Origin of the sequence: Blastococcus deserti, assembly GCF_042682525.1 — a bacterium.
GTDB classification, from domain to species: domain Bacteria; phylum Actinomycetota; class Actinomycetes; order Mycobacteriales; family Geodermatophilaceae; genus Blastococcus_B; species Blastococcus_B deserti.
The window spans coordinates 143,410-157,280 of sequence record NZ_JBHUHP010000002.1 but is presented as its reverse complement, the minus strand read 5'-3'; the positions used below and the strand labels follow the sequence as shown (position 1 = coordinate 157,280).

Annotated in this window: 16 protein-coding genes; 10 read left to right on the top strand and 6 right to left on the bottom strand. The window is 74.8% G+C overall.

The window, feature by feature from the left end; genetic code table 11:
• Positions 1–9: 9 nt before the first annotated feature.
• Positions 10–492, top strand: coding sequence for a 2'-5' RNA ligase family protein (locus ACFSHS_RS04275; RefSeq protein WP_376872188.1), 483 nt, complete (start codon positions 10–12; stop codon positions 490–492).
• 7 nt (positions 493–499) lie between these two features.
• Here the strand turns inward: ACFSHS_RS04275 and ACFSHS_RS04270 are convergent, their stop codons facing one another.
• A complete protein-coding gene (locus ACFSHS_RS04270; protein WP_376872185.1) occupies positions 500–1,159 on the bottom strand; it encodes an O-methyltransferase in 660 nt (219 codons plus the stop codon).
• A 290-nt stretch (positions 1,160–1,449) separates the two neighbouring features.
• On the opposite strand from ACFSHS_RS04270, the gene sigE reads away from it, so the two are divergent.
• The 4 genes from sigE (at position 1,450) to ACFSHS_RS04250 (ending at position 4,655) form a co-directional block, all read left to right on the top strand.
• The gene (sigE, locus tag ACFSHS_RS04265; protein WP_376872182.1) at positions 1,450–2,037 is read left to right on the top strand and encodes an RNA polymerase sigma factor SigE; all 588 of its coding nucleotides are present in this window, start codon (positions 1,450–1,452) and stop codon (positions 2,035–2,037) included.
• A complete protein-coding gene (locus ACFSHS_RS04260) occupies positions 2,034–2,615 on the top strand; it encodes an anti-sigma factor family protein (protein WP_376872179.1) in 582 nt (193 codons plus the stop codon). The genes sigE and ACFSHS_RS04260 overlap by 4 nt, the downstream gene beginning before the upstream one ends.
• 83 nt (positions 2,616–2,698) lie before the next feature.
• A complete protein-coding gene (locus ACFSHS_RS04255; protein WP_376872177.1) occupies positions 2,699–4,204 on the top strand; it encodes a S1C family serine protease in 1,506 nt (501 codons plus the stop codon).
• 97 nt (positions 4,205–4,301) lie between these two features.
• Complete coding sequence (locus ACFSHS_RS04250) at positions 4,302–4,655, top strand: twin-arginine translocase TatA/TatE family subunit (protein ID WP_376872174.1); 354 nt, start codon at positions 4,302–4,304, stop codon at positions 4,653–4,655.
• Positions 4,656–4,723: 68 nt separating this feature from the next.
• Here the strand turns inward: ACFSHS_RS04250 and ACFSHS_RS04245 are convergent, their stop codons facing one another.
• The 3 genes from ACFSHS_RS04245 to ACFSHS_RS04235 all read right to left on the bottom strand — a co-directional run bounded on the left by ACFSHS_RS04245 (position 4,724) and on the right by ACFSHS_RS04235 (position 7,100).
• Positions 4,724–5,173 carry an SRPBCC family protein gene (locus ACFSHS_RS04245; protein WP_376872171.1) on the bottom strand — a complete coding sequence of 150 codons (450 nt, stop codon included), beginning with the start codon at positions 5,171–5,173 and terminating at the stop codon, positions 4,724–4,726.
• A gap of 117 nt (positions 5,174–5,290) precedes the next feature.
• A complete protein-coding gene (locus tag ACFSHS_RS04240; RefSeq protein WP_376872168.1) occupies positions 5,291–6,442 on the bottom strand; it encodes an Mrp/NBP35 family ATP-binding protein in 1,152 nt (383 codons plus the stop codon).
• A 151-nt stretch (positions 6,443–6,593) separates the two neighbouring features.
• Positions 6,594–7,100, bottom strand: coding sequence for a GGDEF domain-containing protein (locus ACFSHS_RS04235; RefSeq protein WP_376872240.1), 507 nt, complete (start codon positions 7,098–7,100; stop codon positions 6,594–6,596).
• Positions 7,101–7,977: 877 nt separating this feature from the next.
• Between ACFSHS_RS04235 and ACFSHS_RS04230 the strand changes: the two genes are divergently transcribed.
• Entirely contained in the window at positions 7,978–8,673 is a 696-nt protein-coding gene (locus tag ACFSHS_RS04230) for an AzlC family ABC transporter permease (RefSeq protein WP_376872165.1), read from the top strand.
• Positions 8,670–8,987: an AzlD domain-containing protein gene (locus ACFSHS_RS04225; RefSeq protein WP_376872162.1), complete on the top strand. Its 318-nt coding sequence runs from the start codon at positions 8,670–8,672 to the stop codon at positions 8,985–8,987. The genes ACFSHS_RS04230 and ACFSHS_RS04225 overlap by 4 nt, the downstream gene beginning before the upstream one ends.
• Positions 8,988–9,146: 159 nt before the next feature.
• Here ACFSHS_RS04225 and ACFSHS_RS04220 read toward each other — a convergent pair whose 3' ends face one another.
• Complete coding sequence (locus ACFSHS_RS04220) at positions 9,147–9,653, bottom strand: DUF1003 domain-containing protein (RefSeq protein ID WP_376872159.1); 507 nt, start codon at positions 9,651–9,653, stop codon at positions 9,147–9,149.
• Positions 9,646–10,884 carry a magnesium transporter MgtE N-terminal domain-containing protein gene (locus ACFSHS_RS04215; RefSeq protein WP_376872157.1) on the bottom strand — a complete coding sequence of 413 codons (1,239 nt, stop codon included), beginning with the start codon at positions 10,882–10,884 and terminating at the stop codon, positions 9,646–9,648. Before ACFSHS_RS04215 ends, ACFSHS_RS04220 begins: the two co-directional genes overlap by 8 nt.
• A gap of 25 nt (positions 10,885–10,909) precedes the next feature.
• On the opposite strand from ACFSHS_RS04215, the gene ACFSHS_RS04210 reads away from it, so the two are divergent.
• The 3 genes from ACFSHS_RS04210 (at position 10,910) to ACFSHS_RS04200 (ending at position 13,846) form a co-directional block, all read left to right on the top strand.
• On the top strand, positions 10,910–11,782 hold the full coding sequence (locus ACFSHS_RS04210) for a PhzF family phenazine biosynthesis protein (protein ID WP_376872155.1): 873 nt from the start codon (positions 10,910–10,912) through the stop codon (positions 11,780–11,782).
• A 104-nt stretch (positions 11,783–11,886) separates the two neighbouring features.
• Positions 11,887–12,747, top strand: coding sequence for a DMT family transporter (locus ACFSHS_RS04205; RefSeq protein ID WP_376872153.1), 861 nt, complete (start codon positions 11,887–11,889; stop codon positions 12,745–12,747).
• A gap of 148 nt (positions 12,748–12,895) precedes the next feature.
• Positions 12,896–13,846 (top strand): HpcH/HpaI aldolase/citrate lyase family protein, encoded by a 951-nt coding sequence (locus tag ACFSHS_RS04200; RefSeq protein WP_376872151.1) that lies wholly within the window; start codon positions 12,896–12,898, stop codon positions 13,844–13,846.
• Positions 13,847–13,871 lie beyond the last annotated feature (25 nt).

The following is a 13,871-nucleotide window of genomic DNA, read 5'->3' as shown; positions in this document are numbered from 1 at the left end:
CCCCTTGTGGTGACGCTGCTGCTGGACGACGACGCCCAGCGGTGGTTCGACCGGCTGCGCGCCGAGCACTTCCCGCCGGAGCGCAACCACCTCGCGGCGCACGTGACGCTGTTCCACGCGCTGCCGGGCGAGCAGGTGGACGCCGTCGTCGCCGACCTGACCGCGGTCGCGGACCGCGACGCCTTCGACGTCGCCGTGACCGGGCTGCGGTTCCTCGGCCGCGGCGTGGCCTACGTCCTCGACTCCCCGGAACTGACCCGGCTGCGCGGGGCGCTGGCCGTGCGGTGGGAGCCGTGGCTGACCCGGCAGGACCGGCAGCGGCACGCTCCGCACGTGACCGTGCAGAACAAGGTGGACCCCGCCGTCGCGCGCGCCCTGCACGACCGCCTGCTCGCCGACTTCGCTCCGTGGTCGGCGCGCGCCCGTGGGCTGGGGCTGTGGCGGTACCTGGGTGGGCCCTGGGCGCCGGTGGCGGAGGCGGCGTTCCGCTGAGCCGGGATCAGCTGCGCCTGGTGGCGACCAGGAGGCCGGTGCCGATCGGCAGTACCGCCGACAGCAGCGTCTCGTCCTCGCGGACGGCCCGGGCCATCTCCCGCCAGGCCACTGTCTGCGGGTCGCGGGCGGTGCGGTCGGCGATCCGGCCGCCGCTCAGCAGGCCGTGGCAGGTCAGCGACCCGCCGGCGCGGACCAGGCCCAGCAGGGCCGGCAGGTGCTCGGCGTACTCCCGCGGCGGGCCGGCGCAGACGACCATGTCGTAGGCGCCGGGCGAGAGCCGGGGGAGCACCTCGGCGGGGGTGCCGAAGATGAGCCGGGCCCGGCTGGGTGCCACGCCGGCGTCGGCGAACGCCTTGCGGGCGGCGCGCAGCTGCTCGGGGTCGCCGTCGAGGGCGGTGAGGACGCCGTCGGTGCGCATGCCGCGCAGCAGCCACAGCCCGGCCAGCCCGCCACCGCTGCCGATCGAGACCACCGACCGTGCCCCGGCACCGGCGGCGAGCACGGCCAGGACGGCGCCGACGGCGGGCTCCACGGGCGGGGAACCGGGCAGCTGCAGGGCCCGGGAGCGGGCGGCGACCATCTCGGGCGTCTCGACGGCGAACCGGTCGGCGTAGGCGGCGCCTTCCGCGGTGCCGCCTCCCGGCGGCGGTTGCTCGGCGCTCATCACCGGCCGAGGGTAGTGGCCGGGAACGGGGCCGTGGTCGGGCGCCCGGCCGGGGCGTCGCAGGCACGGCGTCGCAGCCGCGGTGTGGGAGCCGAGGTGCGGGAGCCCAGGTGCGGGAGCCGAGGTGCGGCGGCCGGCCGAACCTGTGAGTTGCCTGCGAGACGGTGTGGCCGGGAACACCGGCACCGATGCCGTCCGTTGATCATGTCGTGCGCCTGACGCGAGCCGCGACCGACCGTTCCGCCCACGCCGGGGAGGTGTCGGGCCCCGCGGTCTGCGATCCTGGAGGCGTGTCCGAGCCCCTCGCCCGCCCGGAGGCGCCCGAGCCCGAGGTGACCTGGGTGGCGCCGACCTGGGAGGAGGTCGTCCGCGACCACTCCGCGCGGGTCTACCGGCTGGCCTACCGGCTCTCGGGCAACCCGCAGGACGCCGAGGACTTGACCCAGGAGACGTTCGTCCGGGTCTTCCGCTCGCTGGCCGACTTCTCCCCGGGCACCTTCGAGGGCTGGCTGCACCGCATCACCACGAACCTGTTCCTGGACATGGTCCGCCGGCGGCAGCGGATCCGGTTCGACGCCCTGCCCGAGGACACCGAGCGGCTGCCCGGCCGGGCACCGAGCCCGGAGCAGGTGTACGCCGACACCCACCTCGACCCGCAGGTGCAGGCGGCGCTCGACGCGCTCTCGCCGGAGTTCCGCGTCGCCGTCGTCCTCTGCGACATCGAGGGCCTGACCTACGAGGAGATCGCGGCGACCCTCGGCATCAAGCTGGGCACCGTGCGCAGCCGCATCCACCGCGGCCGGGTCCAGTTGCGCCAGGCGCTGGCCCACCTCGCCCCCGGCCGGGCGGTTCTCGAGCCCGGAGGTGCGCCCGCGTGAGCCTGCCCGAGAGCCACCTCGCGCAGGAGGCGATCGCCGCGCTGGTCGACGGTGAGCTGCCCTCCGGCCCGGCCAGCCGCGCCGCGCGGCACCTGGCCGGCTGCCTGCAGTGCCGGCTCGCCGTCGAGGCGCAGCGCGAGGCCAAGGAGGCGCTGCACGAGTCGCGCGACGTGACCGTGCCCGGCGACCTGATGTCCCGCCTCTGCGCGATCCCGTTCACCACCGACGTGCCCGGCTCCGGCGGGGCCCTCGGCACGGTCGCCGCCGGCCCCGGCGGGCTCACCGTGAGCGGCGCCTCGGGGTCCTGGTCGGTGGACCTGGGGCCGCAGGAGCATCGCCGGCGTCCCGGTCACGCACGCTGGCTGCGCCGCGGACTGGCGGGCACCATGATCGGTCTCGGTGCCGGGGTCACCGCCCTCGCGCTCAATCTGCCGGCCGGCGGCGCCCCGGACGTCGGGCCCCGGGGTCCCGTCGCCGGGCCGTCGGCGCCCGAGCAGCACACCGAGGTGGTGCCGCCGGTGGTGCGCACCGTGACCGTCGGCAACACCGCATCCTCCGCTCCGGGCGGAACGCCCTGAGCACCTCCGACGAGCGCCCCTCCGGGGAGAGCACCCCGCCCCCGGGCCCGACGGGCGACGGCGCCGCTCCGGGGGAGGAGGCGGTGTACGCCCGCCCCGCCGGCCATGCGGCGCCCTTCTCCGACGTCCCCGACCGGCTCGCGCCGCGACCGGTCACCGCCCCGCCGCCCTCGCCCGCGCAGGCGGTGGCCTTCGGGCGGCCGGCGAGCACCGTCGGTGGGTTCGCCGACGGCCGGCCGACCCCGCCCCCGCGCCCGGCGCCCCCGCCGCCGGCCGAGGCGCTGGTGCGGGCCTTCGGGCCGGCGGCCGGTGGCCGGCGCGGGCTCCAGGAGCCGCCCGCGGGACGGCCGGGCCGCCGGCGCACCGCCACCGGGCCGTGGTGGAAGCCCGACGCCCGCCAGGACCCCTGGCGCGACCCCTACGCGCCGGCGGTCCTCGGGCCCCCGGCCGTCTACGACGAGGCGGCCCAGCCCGGACCGGTCGTGTTCGACGCGCAGGGACGCCGGAAGCTGCGCCTGCGGGACCTGTCCGTGCGGCTGTGGGTCCTGGGCCTGCTGGCGGTGCTGCTCGTGGGCGCCGTCGGGGGCGGGGCCGGCTGGTACCTGACGAAGACCAACGACGAGACACCGCTGCTGGCCCCCGGCACGCAGCTCTCCGAGGTCGACCCGGGCATCACCCGGGAACCGGGCTCGGTGTCGGAGATCGCCCAGAACGTCATGCCCGCGGTCGTCTCGATCGAGGTCCGCGTGGGGCAGGCCGGGGCGACCGGATCCGGCGTCGTCATCGACGGCGAGAACGGGTACATCGTCACCAACAACCACGTCGTCTCCGGCGCCGAGGGCATCGAGGGTGCCGAGATCCGGGCGGTGTTCTTCGATGGCAGCGGCTCGGCGGCCCGCATCGTCGGGCGCGACCCGGCCAGCGACATCGCCGTCCTCAAGGTGGAGAAGCCGGGCCTGGTCACGGCGGCGCTCGGCAGCTCCGACGACGTCGTGGTCGGCGACCCCGTGGTCGCCATCGGCTCCCCGCTCGGCCTGGCCGGCACCGTCACCAGCGGCATCGTCAGCGCCCTGGAGCGGCCGGTCCGGCTGGCCGGCGAGGGCAGCGACACCAACGCCGTGATCAGCGCGGTGCAGACCGACGCGCCGATCAACCCGGGCAACTCCGGCGGCGCGCTGGTCGACGCCAGCGGCGCGCTCATCGGCATCAACACCGCCATCGCCTCCACCGGGGCCGGCGGCTCCATCGGCCTCGGTTTCGCCATCCCGGTCGACACGATGCGGGACATCGCCGAGCAGCTCATCTCGACCGGGTCGGCCGTGCACGCCTCGCTGGGCGTGAACACCCGCTCGGTCACCGACGGCACCCGGGACGGCGCGCTGGTGCTCAACGTGGAGCCGGGCAGCGCCGCGGCCGCCGCGGGCATCCGCGAGGAGGACGTGGTGATCGCCGTCGAGGGGGAAGCGGTCGGCAGCTCCGAGGAGCTCGTCGTCGCCGTCGACGCCCACGACCCCGGGGAGACCGTCACCGTCGAGGTGGTGCGCGGGGGAGCGTCCACCGAGGTCGAGGCCACGCTCGACGCGGCCTGAAAGAGGCCATCGTCCTCCCCACCCTTCGCAGGCTCAGGGTGGGACCCGGGACGAGGCCGGGGCCGCATAGGCTGGAGCCGCGGAGGAGGGAGCGGCGGTGTTCGACTCGATCGGCTGGGGCGAGATCGTCGTCCTCGCGCTGGCCGCGCTGTTCATCTTCGGTCCCGAGCGGCTGCCGGGGCTGGCCAAGGACGCCGCCGGCGGGCTGAAGCGGGTGCGGACGGCGATCACCGGCATCCGCGAGCAGGTCAACGAGTCCCTGGGCGACGACCTGCCCGAGCTGCGCGACCTCGATCTGCGCAAGTACCACCCGCGGACGTTCATCCGCGACCAGCTGCTCGGCGACGACGACAAGCCGGCGGTGCGGCCGGCCGCCACCACACCCGTCGTCGCGCCACCCCGGCCGCGCGACCACGCCACGCCGCCGCCCTTCGACCCCGACGCGACGTAGTACGCGCGCATCGTCGGCGTCGTTCCGGCATCGCTGGTGCTGCAGGGAGCGCCGGCGATCCGCGGCGCTCAGATCCGCGCGTCGGCCTCCGCCGCCTTCTTCAGCCGCTCGAGCGTCGCGGTGATCCCCTGCCGGTTGCGCTCGGGGAACCCGGCCCAGCGCACGACGGCGTCGGTCACGCCGTCGGCGCGCGAGGTGTCGAAGCTCTCGGTGACCGTCGTCCCGCCGTCGGCGGTGGGCGACAGCTCGTAGCGCCAGCGGTTCGCGGTGAAGTGCCGCCAGGCGATGCGGCGGTCCGGCTCGAACTCCACGACCCGGTTGCGGATCACGTAGGGGACGCCGAAGAGCCGCATCCGCACGGTGAACGTCTGGCCCGTCCGCGTGATCCGGTCGGGCGCCGCGATCACCGAGCCCACCGATCCCGAGCCGTCGATCCGGGAGTGCTGCCGGGGGTCGGCGAGGATCGCGAACACCACGGCCGGCGGTGCATCGACGGTGACGGTGTCCGAGACGGTCATGGCAGCGACCGTAGGACATGGCCTCGGACGCGCTTCCGGGGTGCTCCTCCCGCACCGGGAGCCCCGCACGGGACCCCGGAGCACGAGCAACACCCCGGACGTGGAGAGGGCGAACCCTTACCGGCGGACGGGCGTGAGCCCCAGGGACATGCCCGACAGTCCCCGCTGGCGGACGGCGAGCCCGTCGGCGATCTTCTCCAGCGCCTGCGCGGCCGCCGACTCCGGCTCGGCCAGCACGATGGGGGCACCGGCGTCGCCGGCTTCGCGCAGCCGGGTGTCGAGTGGGATCTGGCCGAGCAGCGGCACCCGGGCGCCCAGCGTGCGGGTCAGGGCGTCGGAGACGGCCTGACCGCCGCCGGCACCGAAGACCTCCATGCGGGAGCCGTCGGGGAGCTCCAGCCAGGACATGTTCTCGACGACGCCCACCACCTGCTGGTGGGTCTGGGTGGCGATCGCACCGGCCCGCTCGGCCACCTCGGCGGCGGCGAGCTGCGGAGTGGTCACGACGAGGATCTCGGCGTTGGGCACCAGCTGGGCCACCGAGATCGCGACGTCGCCGGTGCCCGGGGGGAGGTCCATGAGCAGGACGTCGAGGTCGCCCCACCACACGTCGGCGAGGAACTGCTGCAGCGCGCGGTGCAGCATCGGGCCACGCCAGACGACGGGGGTGTTGCCCGGGGTGAACATGCCGATCGAGATGACCTTCACGCCGTAGGCCTGCGGCGGCATGATCATGTTGTCGACCTGGGTGGGCTTGTCCTCGACCCCGAGCATGCGGGGCACCGAGTGGCCGTAGATGTCGGCGTCCACCACACCCACGGAGAGCCCGCGCCTGGCCAGGGCGGCCGCGAGGTTCACCGTGACGCTGGACTTGCCGACACCGCCCTTGCCAGAGGCGACGGCGTAGACACGGGTCAGCGAACCGGGCTGGGCGAACGGGATCACCGGGTCGGCCGCGTCGGAACCGCGCACGGTGCGGCGCAGCTCGGCGCGCTGCTCGTCGCTCATCACGTCGAGCACGACGGAGACGGAGGTGACGCCGGGAACGGCGGAGACGGCCTGGGTCACCCGGTTGGTGATCGTCTCGCGCATCGGGCAACCGGCGACGGTCAGGTAGACCTCGACGCGGACCGCGCCGTCGGGGCCGATCTGCACGTCCTTGACCATGCCGAGCTCGGTGAGGGGCCGGTTGATCTCGGGGTCCTGGACGGTGGCCAGAGCGGCGGTGACGGCGTCGAGCGCCGGGGTGCCGGTCAGCGTGTCGGACATCGTTGCTATGTCTCCTTCGACGGGGGAACCCGGTCGGCGGCGTGCCAGGACGACCGGCGCGGACCTGCGCGATCGGGTCGCCTGCCACTGTACGGCGGACGACCGCGCCGGCCGTCCGGCGGAGGGTGATCTGCCGCGCAGCCGGCGTTCCTCAGTCGGCGGTGACGGCGGCGGTCCCGCGCCCGGCGCCCGAGTGCACGGCCCCCGCACTCACCGCGTTCCGGGTGGCCTTCGCCCGGTAGAGCTGTTCGTCGGCGTCGGACATCAACCACTGGGGGACCGACTGCTCCCCGTTCGCCACGGCCACGCCGAGCGACAGGGTGAGCCGCATGCCCGGGAAACCGGCGAGCTGGAGCCCGGTCGCGGTGAGCCGCACGTCCTCGGCGACGCCGTGCGCCCGCTCGAAGCCGGCACCGGGGAGGAGCAGCGCCAGCTCGTCCCCGCCCAGGCGGGCCGCGAGGTCGTCGCCGCGCACGCGATCCCGCAACAGCCGGGCGACCTGCCGTAGCGCCTCGTCGCCGCCGGCGTGCCCGTACTGGTCGTTGACCTGCTTGAACTGATCGAGGTCGACGAGGACGACCGCGACCGGGGTGCCGGACACGCGGGCCGACTCGCAGACGGCGGCCAGCTCGCTGTCCCACCGGCGCCGGTTGGCCAGGCGGTGAGCGCGTCCTCATGACTCTGCCGTTCCAGCCGGCGCAGCAGCTCGTGCGTGCGGTCCTTCTCCCGCTCCAGGTGCACCCGGGCGCGGAACTCGCGCATGGCGAGGTGGTAGCGCTGCCGATGCGCGACCAGCCCCAGCGTGGAGGCGGAGGCCAAGTAGATCCCGGTGGCGAGCAGATCACGGACCGGCATGGGTGCGGGTGCGGTGAGCAGGGACAGGACGAGGGCGGACCAGGTGCTGAGGACGAGCAGCGCGGTCCACACCGGGCGGGCCACGAGCAGGCAGCCGCTGGCGTAGATCGCCAGCGTGAAGCCGAGCAGGTAGAACTCCAGGTTCTCCACCCGCGGCAGCATCCAGGCGATCTCCGCCTGCACCACCGCCAGCACCACGAAGCCGAACGGCTCGGGACGGCGCCGTCCCACGGGCCGGCGCCAGAGCAGCCACACCGCGACGAGCATGGGCACCAGGCAGGCGAACCGCAGGGCGACGAAGGCGGAGGCGATCCGGGGCTCGAGCAGCACGTCGAACACCGACCAGGCGGGTGCGACCACCGCGGCGAGGACGCTCATGCCCAGGGCCGAGGCGTGTGCCCGGGCGAGGAGCTCCCGGGCGGCCGCGCCGGCGGCGGCGTCGGGCGCACGCCTGTCCTGGCCTTCGGCGGCGGCGCCCGGACGACGCCGTGCCCGGCCGACGACCAGCCCGAGCCCCGAGCGCAGGCGGGATGGCTCGACGGACGGCATGCCACCCCATCGGGACGGCGACGGAGTTCCTGCCCACCCCGGCGCTCGGTCGTGCTCCCATGGGGTGAGGCGACGACGGCTGCGGCGGCCGGCCGTGGACCGGGCGCGGCAGGTGGCTAGCCTCGCCTCTCATGTCCAGCACCGTCCGATCCGCCACTCTGCGCGACGCGATCGGGCTTGGGACGGCGGTCGGGCTGTACGGCGCGGCGTTCGGCGCCGCGGCCGACGCCGCCGGGCTCAACCTCTGGCAGGCGATGACCCTGTCGGCGCTCATGTTCACCGGCGCCTCCCAGTTCGCGCTGGTCGGCGTCCTCGGCGCGGGCGGCAGTGCGCTGGCCGCCGTCGGCAGCGCCCTGCTGCTCGGCACCCGCAATACCGTGTACGGAGTCCGCCTGGTCCCGCTCCTGCAGCCCCACGGCGCGCTCCGGCGCCTGGGGACGGCGCACTGGGTCATCGACGAGACCACGGCGCTGTCCATCGCCGCCCCCGACCGGGCTCTGGCCCGGCTGGCCTTCCTCGCCGGGGGTGCGTCCATCTTCCTGACCTGGAACCTCATGACCGTGGTCGGCGCGCTGGGCGCCGCTGCCCTCTCGGGGCCCGCGCTGGCCGCCCTGGACGCGGTGGTGCCCGCGGCCTTCCTGGCGCTGCTCTGGCCGCGGCTTCGGCCGGGGTTCCCGGAGGCGGCGGTCCAGCGGCGGGTGGCGCTGGGTGGCGCCGTCGTCGCGCTGGCGCTGACCCCGGTCGTGCCGGCCGGCGTGCAGGTCATCGCCGCGGTCGTCGCCGTGGCGCTGGCCGGGCGGCCGGGCGCGCGGCGGGTGGCCGCGTGAGCGGGACGGCGCTCTGGGCCGCGGTGCTCGCCGGGTCGATCGGCTGCTACCTGCTGAAGCTGGCGGGCCTGTCCGTGCCGGCGTCCTGGGTGGAGCAGCCCTGGGTGGCCCGCGTCGTCGACTTCGTCCCCGCGGCCCTGCTGGCGGCGCTGGTGGCGGTGCAGACGTTGAGCAGCGGCCAGCAGCTGGTGGTCGACGGGCGGCTGGCCGGCGTCCTGGTGGCGGCCATCGCCCTGGCGTTGCGGGCGCCGTTCATCGTCGTGCTCGTGCTGGCCGGCGTCGCCGGCGCTCTCGTCCACGTCCTGACCGGCTGAGCCCCGCGCCGGTCGGCCGACGGCGGGACCGGCCGCGAGGTGGTCCGAGCCCGTGCACCCGCGACCACAGGGCTGCCGCCACCATGGCCGGGTCACCGGACGCGCGCCCGGCCGGCGACGGGCGGCCGTCCTGCGACGACCCGGTCCGCTGCTCCTCGCTCAGCCGACCGCGTCGCGACGGCGCGGCCGGTCGCGGCGTTCGTCGCCGTCGTCGCTGGTGAGCCGGGTGAGCTCGCCGCGGATGAAGTCGCGGGTGGCCAGCTCGCCGATCGCCACGCGGAGCGCCGCGAGCTCGCGGGCGAGGTACTCGGTGTCCGCGCGGGTCTGCGCCGCGCGCGCCCGGTCCTCCTCGGCCTGGACGCGGTCGCGGTCGGCCTGCCGGTTCTGCGCCAGCAGGATCAGCGGCGCGGCGTAGGCGGCCTGGGTGGAGAACGCAAGGTTCAGCAGGATGAACGGGTACGGGTCCCAGCGCAGGGAGACCGCGAAGACGTTGAGCGCGATCCAGACCACCACGATGATCGTCTGGACGGCGAGGAAGCGACCTGTGCCGAGGAAGCGGGCGATGCCCTCGGCGAACCGGCCGACGGCGTCGGGGTTGAGCCGCAGGAAGGCCCCGAACCTGCGACTGTGCCCTCGGGGGACGTCGAGCCGTGGGGCGTCAGCCACGGCGCGCCCGCTCCCGCCAGTCGTCGGGCAGCAGGTGGTCGAGGACGTCGTCGACGCTGACCGCCCCCACCAGCCGTCCCTGGGCGTCGACCACCGGCGCCGCGACCAGGTTGTAGGTAGCGAAGTAGCGGGTGACCTCCGCCAGCGGTGCCTCCGGGCGAAGCGGCTCGAGGTCGTCGAGCACACCGCTGACCAGGGTGGACGGCGGTTCGCGCAGCAGGCGCTGGATGTGGGCCAGGCCCAGGTAGCGGCCGGTGGGCGTGGCCGACGGCGGGCGGCACACGTACACCTGGCTGGCCAGCGCCGGGGTGAGCTCCGGCTCGCGCACGCGCGCGAGCGCCTCGGCGATGGTGGCGTCCGGGGCGAGGATCACCGGCTCGCTGGTCATGATGCCGCCGGCGGTGTCCTCGGAGTACTTGAGCAGCTGCCGCACCGGCTCGGCCTCGTCGGGCTCCATGAGCTCCAGCAGCCGGTTGCGGTCGACGTTGGACAGCTCCGCGAGCAGGTCGGCGGCGTCGTCGGGGTCCATGACCTCGAGCACGTCCGCGGCGCGCTTCTCGTCGAGGGTGCCGAGGATGGTGATCTGCTCGGCCTCGGGCAGCTCGCCCAGGACGTCGGCCAGCCGGGCGTCGTCGAGCGCTTCCGCGACCTCGTGCCGGCGCTTGATCGGCAGGTCCTGCAGGGCGTGGGCGAGGTCGGCCGGGTTGAGGTCGCGGTAGGTGGCGATCAGCGTCTCGGCGCCCTGGCCGCTCTGGGGGAGCCCCAGCCCCTCCACCTCGTCCCAGGCCAGCTGGTGGAGCTGGCCGCGGCGGCCCAGTCGCCCCGGCTCCTGGACGGCGAGCCGGGAGAGGACCCAGTCGCCGGTGCGGGTCTGCTCGATGCCGGCGTCGACGACGTGTGCCGGCCGCCCGTTCTCGGCGATCCGCACGGCGCGGTCGAGCAGCTCGCCCAGCACGAGCGTCTCGCCGGCCCGCTGCTCGAAGCGCTTCAGGTTGAGCGTGCCCGACGCGAGCATCACCGCACCGGGATCGATGGCGGTGACCCGGCCCATCGGCACGAAGATCCGGCGGCGGGCGACCACCTCCACGACGATGCCGAGCACCCGCGGGGCGGCGGTGCCGACCCGCAGGGCGACGACCACGTCGCGCACCTTGCCCACGCGGTCCCCGTTGGGGTCGAACACCGTCAGCCCGGCCAGCCGGGAGACGTACGCCCTGGTCGCCGTGGTCACGGATGGTGAGGCTACCGTCGGGCGCGTGGTCGCCCCGGAAAACCTCGACTACGAGGTCGTCGACGTCTTCGCGCCCCGGGCGTTCGCCGGCAATCCGCTGGCCGTCGTGTTCGACGCCGATACCCTGACCACGGAGCAGTGCCAGGCGCTGGCGTTCGAGTTCCACCTCTCCGAGACCTCGTTCGTCTGCGCCCCCACCGAACCGGGCGCCGACTACCGGGTCCGCATCTTCACGCCGTTCGCGGAGCTGCCCTTCGCCGGGCACCCGAGCGTCGGGGCGGCGCACACCCTGGTGCGCACCGGCCGGCTGGGCGGCGGCACGGTGCGGCAGGAGTGCGGGCTCGGCGTCCTCGACCTGGAGGTGGGGGAGGACGGCGCACGGCTGACCGGCGGGCGGCCCACCCTCGAGGACGGCCCGGCGCCGGAGGAGCTCGCCGTGGCCCTGGGGCTGAGCGCCGCCGACACCACGGGGCTGCCGGCGGACGTCGCCGGGTGCGGGCTGCCCTTCGCCTACCTGTCGGTCCGCCCCGACATGGTCGACCGGGCCGTCCCCGACCAGCGGGCCCTCGACTCGCTCGGTGTGGGCGAGGGCGTCTCGGTCCTGTCGTGGGACGCGGCCACCTCCACCGCCTACGCCCGGGTGTTCGCCGGCGACCTGCGCTGGGGGGAGGACCCGGCGACGGGGTCGGCGGCGCTGGGCACCGGGGTCTGGCTGGTGGAGAGCGGCCTGCTGGCGGGGGAGGGGACGTCGTCCTACGTCGTCCGGCAGGGGGAGAAGCTGGGGCGCCCGTCGGTGCTGGAGTGCACCGTCACCGCCTCGGGGGGCAGGGCGGTCTCCGCGACCGTGCGCGGCGCCGTCGTCCCGGTCGCCGGCGGCCGCATCCGCGTACCCGGGTGAGGAAGGACCCCGGTCCCCTTCCTCCTCGCTCCGCTCGGAGAGCCGAGCCGGCCGGGGCCGGCGCGTGGGCGCTGCGCCGCCCGGGCGGGCGGGACGTAGCGCTGATGGCCGTGGCGGTCATCGGCGTCTCGCTGTCGGGACCGATGACCGCTCTGGTGATCGCGCCGGTCCTGGCGATCGCGTTCTGGCGCAACGCCGCCGGTGCGATCGCGATGCTGCCGGTGCTCCTGCTGCGGGAGCGCGCGACGCTGACCGGGCTGCGGCCACGCGACCTGGGCAGCTCCGCGGTGGCCGGACTGTTCCTCGCGGCGCACTTCGCCGCCTGGCTGCCGAGCCTGCACATGACGACGGTCGCGGCCTCGATCGCCCTGGTCACCACCACCCCGATCTGGACGGCGCTGGCCGCCCGGATCTCCGGCGTGCGACTTCCGGCCGCGGTGTGGTGGGGGCTGGTGCTGGCGGTGGTCGGAGCGGCGCTGATCGCCGGGGTGGACGTCACGGTGAGCCTGCGTGCCGTGGCCGGCGACGGGCTGGCGCTGCTCGGGGCGATCGCCGCCGGCGGCTACGTGCTCGCCGGGGCGCGGGCACGGCAGCGGTTGGCGACGTCGGCGTACACGGTGGTGTGCTACTCGGTCTGCGCGCTCGTCCTGGCCGTGGCGGCGTGGCTCGTCGACGTCCCACTCGTCGGGTTCAGCGCCCGGGACTGGTGGTTGATCGCCGGCATCACGTTCGTCGCGCAGTTGCTCGGCCACACGCTGCTCAACCTCGTGCTCTCCTCGGTGGGCCCGACGGTGGTCAGCCTCGCCGTCCTCCTGGAGGTCCCCGGTTCGCTGCTGGTCGCCCTCGTGCTGCTACAGCAGGCACCGCCGCTGCTGGCGCTGCCGGGGATGGCCGCCGTCGTCGTCGGCGTCGCGCTCGTCGTGCGCGCCAGCCGCCCGACGACCCTGGTGGAACCGGCCACCTGAGCAAGGACCCCGTCCCCGCACCGGTCGCCCGCTCGCGCCGAGCCCCTGCACAGGGCCGCACGCCGGTGATCAACGCGGGTCTGCGGCGGGAATCGGGCGTCGTTACTCTCCGGTAGCAGCAGACGTCGTCGGCAAGAGAAGAGGCACCGTGGCCGAGCTCCGATCCCGCCGTTCCAACCTGGCCGTTCCCGGCAGCAACCCCCGGTTCCTGGAGAAGGCCAAGGGGCTGCCCGCCGACCAGGTCTTCCTCGACATCGAGGACGCCGTCGCGCCGCTGGCCAAGCCCGGCGCCCGCAAGAACATCGTCGCGGCGCTGAACGAGGGCGGCTGGGGCGACAAGATCCGCACCGTCCGGGTCAACGACTGGACGACGGAATGGACCTACGCCGACGTGATCGAGGTCGTGGAGGGCGCGGGCGCGAACCTCGACTGCATCATGCTGCCGAAGGTGGTGGACGCCCATCAGGTGAAGGCGCTGGACCTCCTGCTCACCCAGATCGAGAAGAGCAACGGGCTGGAAGTCGGCCGGATCGGCATCGAGGCGCAGATCGAGACCGCGCAGGGCCTGATCAACGTCAACGACATCGCGTTCGCCAGCGACCGGATCGAGACGATCATCTTCGGCCCCGCCGACTTCATGGCCAGCATCAACATGAAGTCGCTCGTCGTGGGCGCCCTGCACCCCGACTACGCCGGCGACCCGTTCCACTACATCCTCATGCAGATCCTCATGGCCGCTCGCGCCCGCGGCGTGCAGGCCATCGACGGGCCGTTCCTGCAGGTCCGCGACGTCGAGGCGTTCAAGGAGGTCGCCAAGCGCTCGGCCGTCCTCGGCTTCGACGGCAAGTGGGTGCTGCACCCCGGCCAGATCGACGCCGCCAACGAGATCTACGCGCCCTCGCAGGAGGACTACGACCACGCCGAGCTGATCCTGGACGCCTACGACTGGTACACCTCGGAGGCCGGCGGCAAGAAGGGCTCGGCGATGCTCGGCGACGAGATGATCGACGAGGCCAGTCGCAAGATGGCGCTGGTCATCGCCGGCAAGGGCCGGGCGGCCGGCATGTCCCGCACCTCGTCGTTCACCCCGCCGGAGTAGAAGAACGCCGAACTTCCGGATGACG

Coding starts and splice junctions, on each gene's coding strand:
- ACFSHS_RS04270 (WP_376872185.1), bottom strand. CDS start 1,159: ATGAGCGCCGAGCAACCGCCGCCGGGAGGCGGCACCGCGGAAGGCGCC.
- ACFSHS_RS04245 (WP_376872171.1), bottom strand. CDS start 5,173: ATGACCGTCTCGGACACCGTCACCGTCGATGCACCGCCGGCCGTGGTG.
- ACFSHS_RS04240 (WP_376872168.1), bottom strand. CDS start 6,442: ATGTCCGACACGCTGACCGGCACCCCGGCGCTCGACGCCGTCACCGCC.
- ACFSHS_RS04230 (WP_376872165.1), top strand. CDS start 7,978: ATGTCCAGCACCGTCCGATCCGCCACTCTGCGCGACGCGATCGGGCTT.
- ACFSHS_RS04205 (WP_376872153.1), top strand. CDS start 11,887: ATGGCCGTGGCGGTCATCGGCGTCTCGCTGTCGGGACCGATGACCGCT.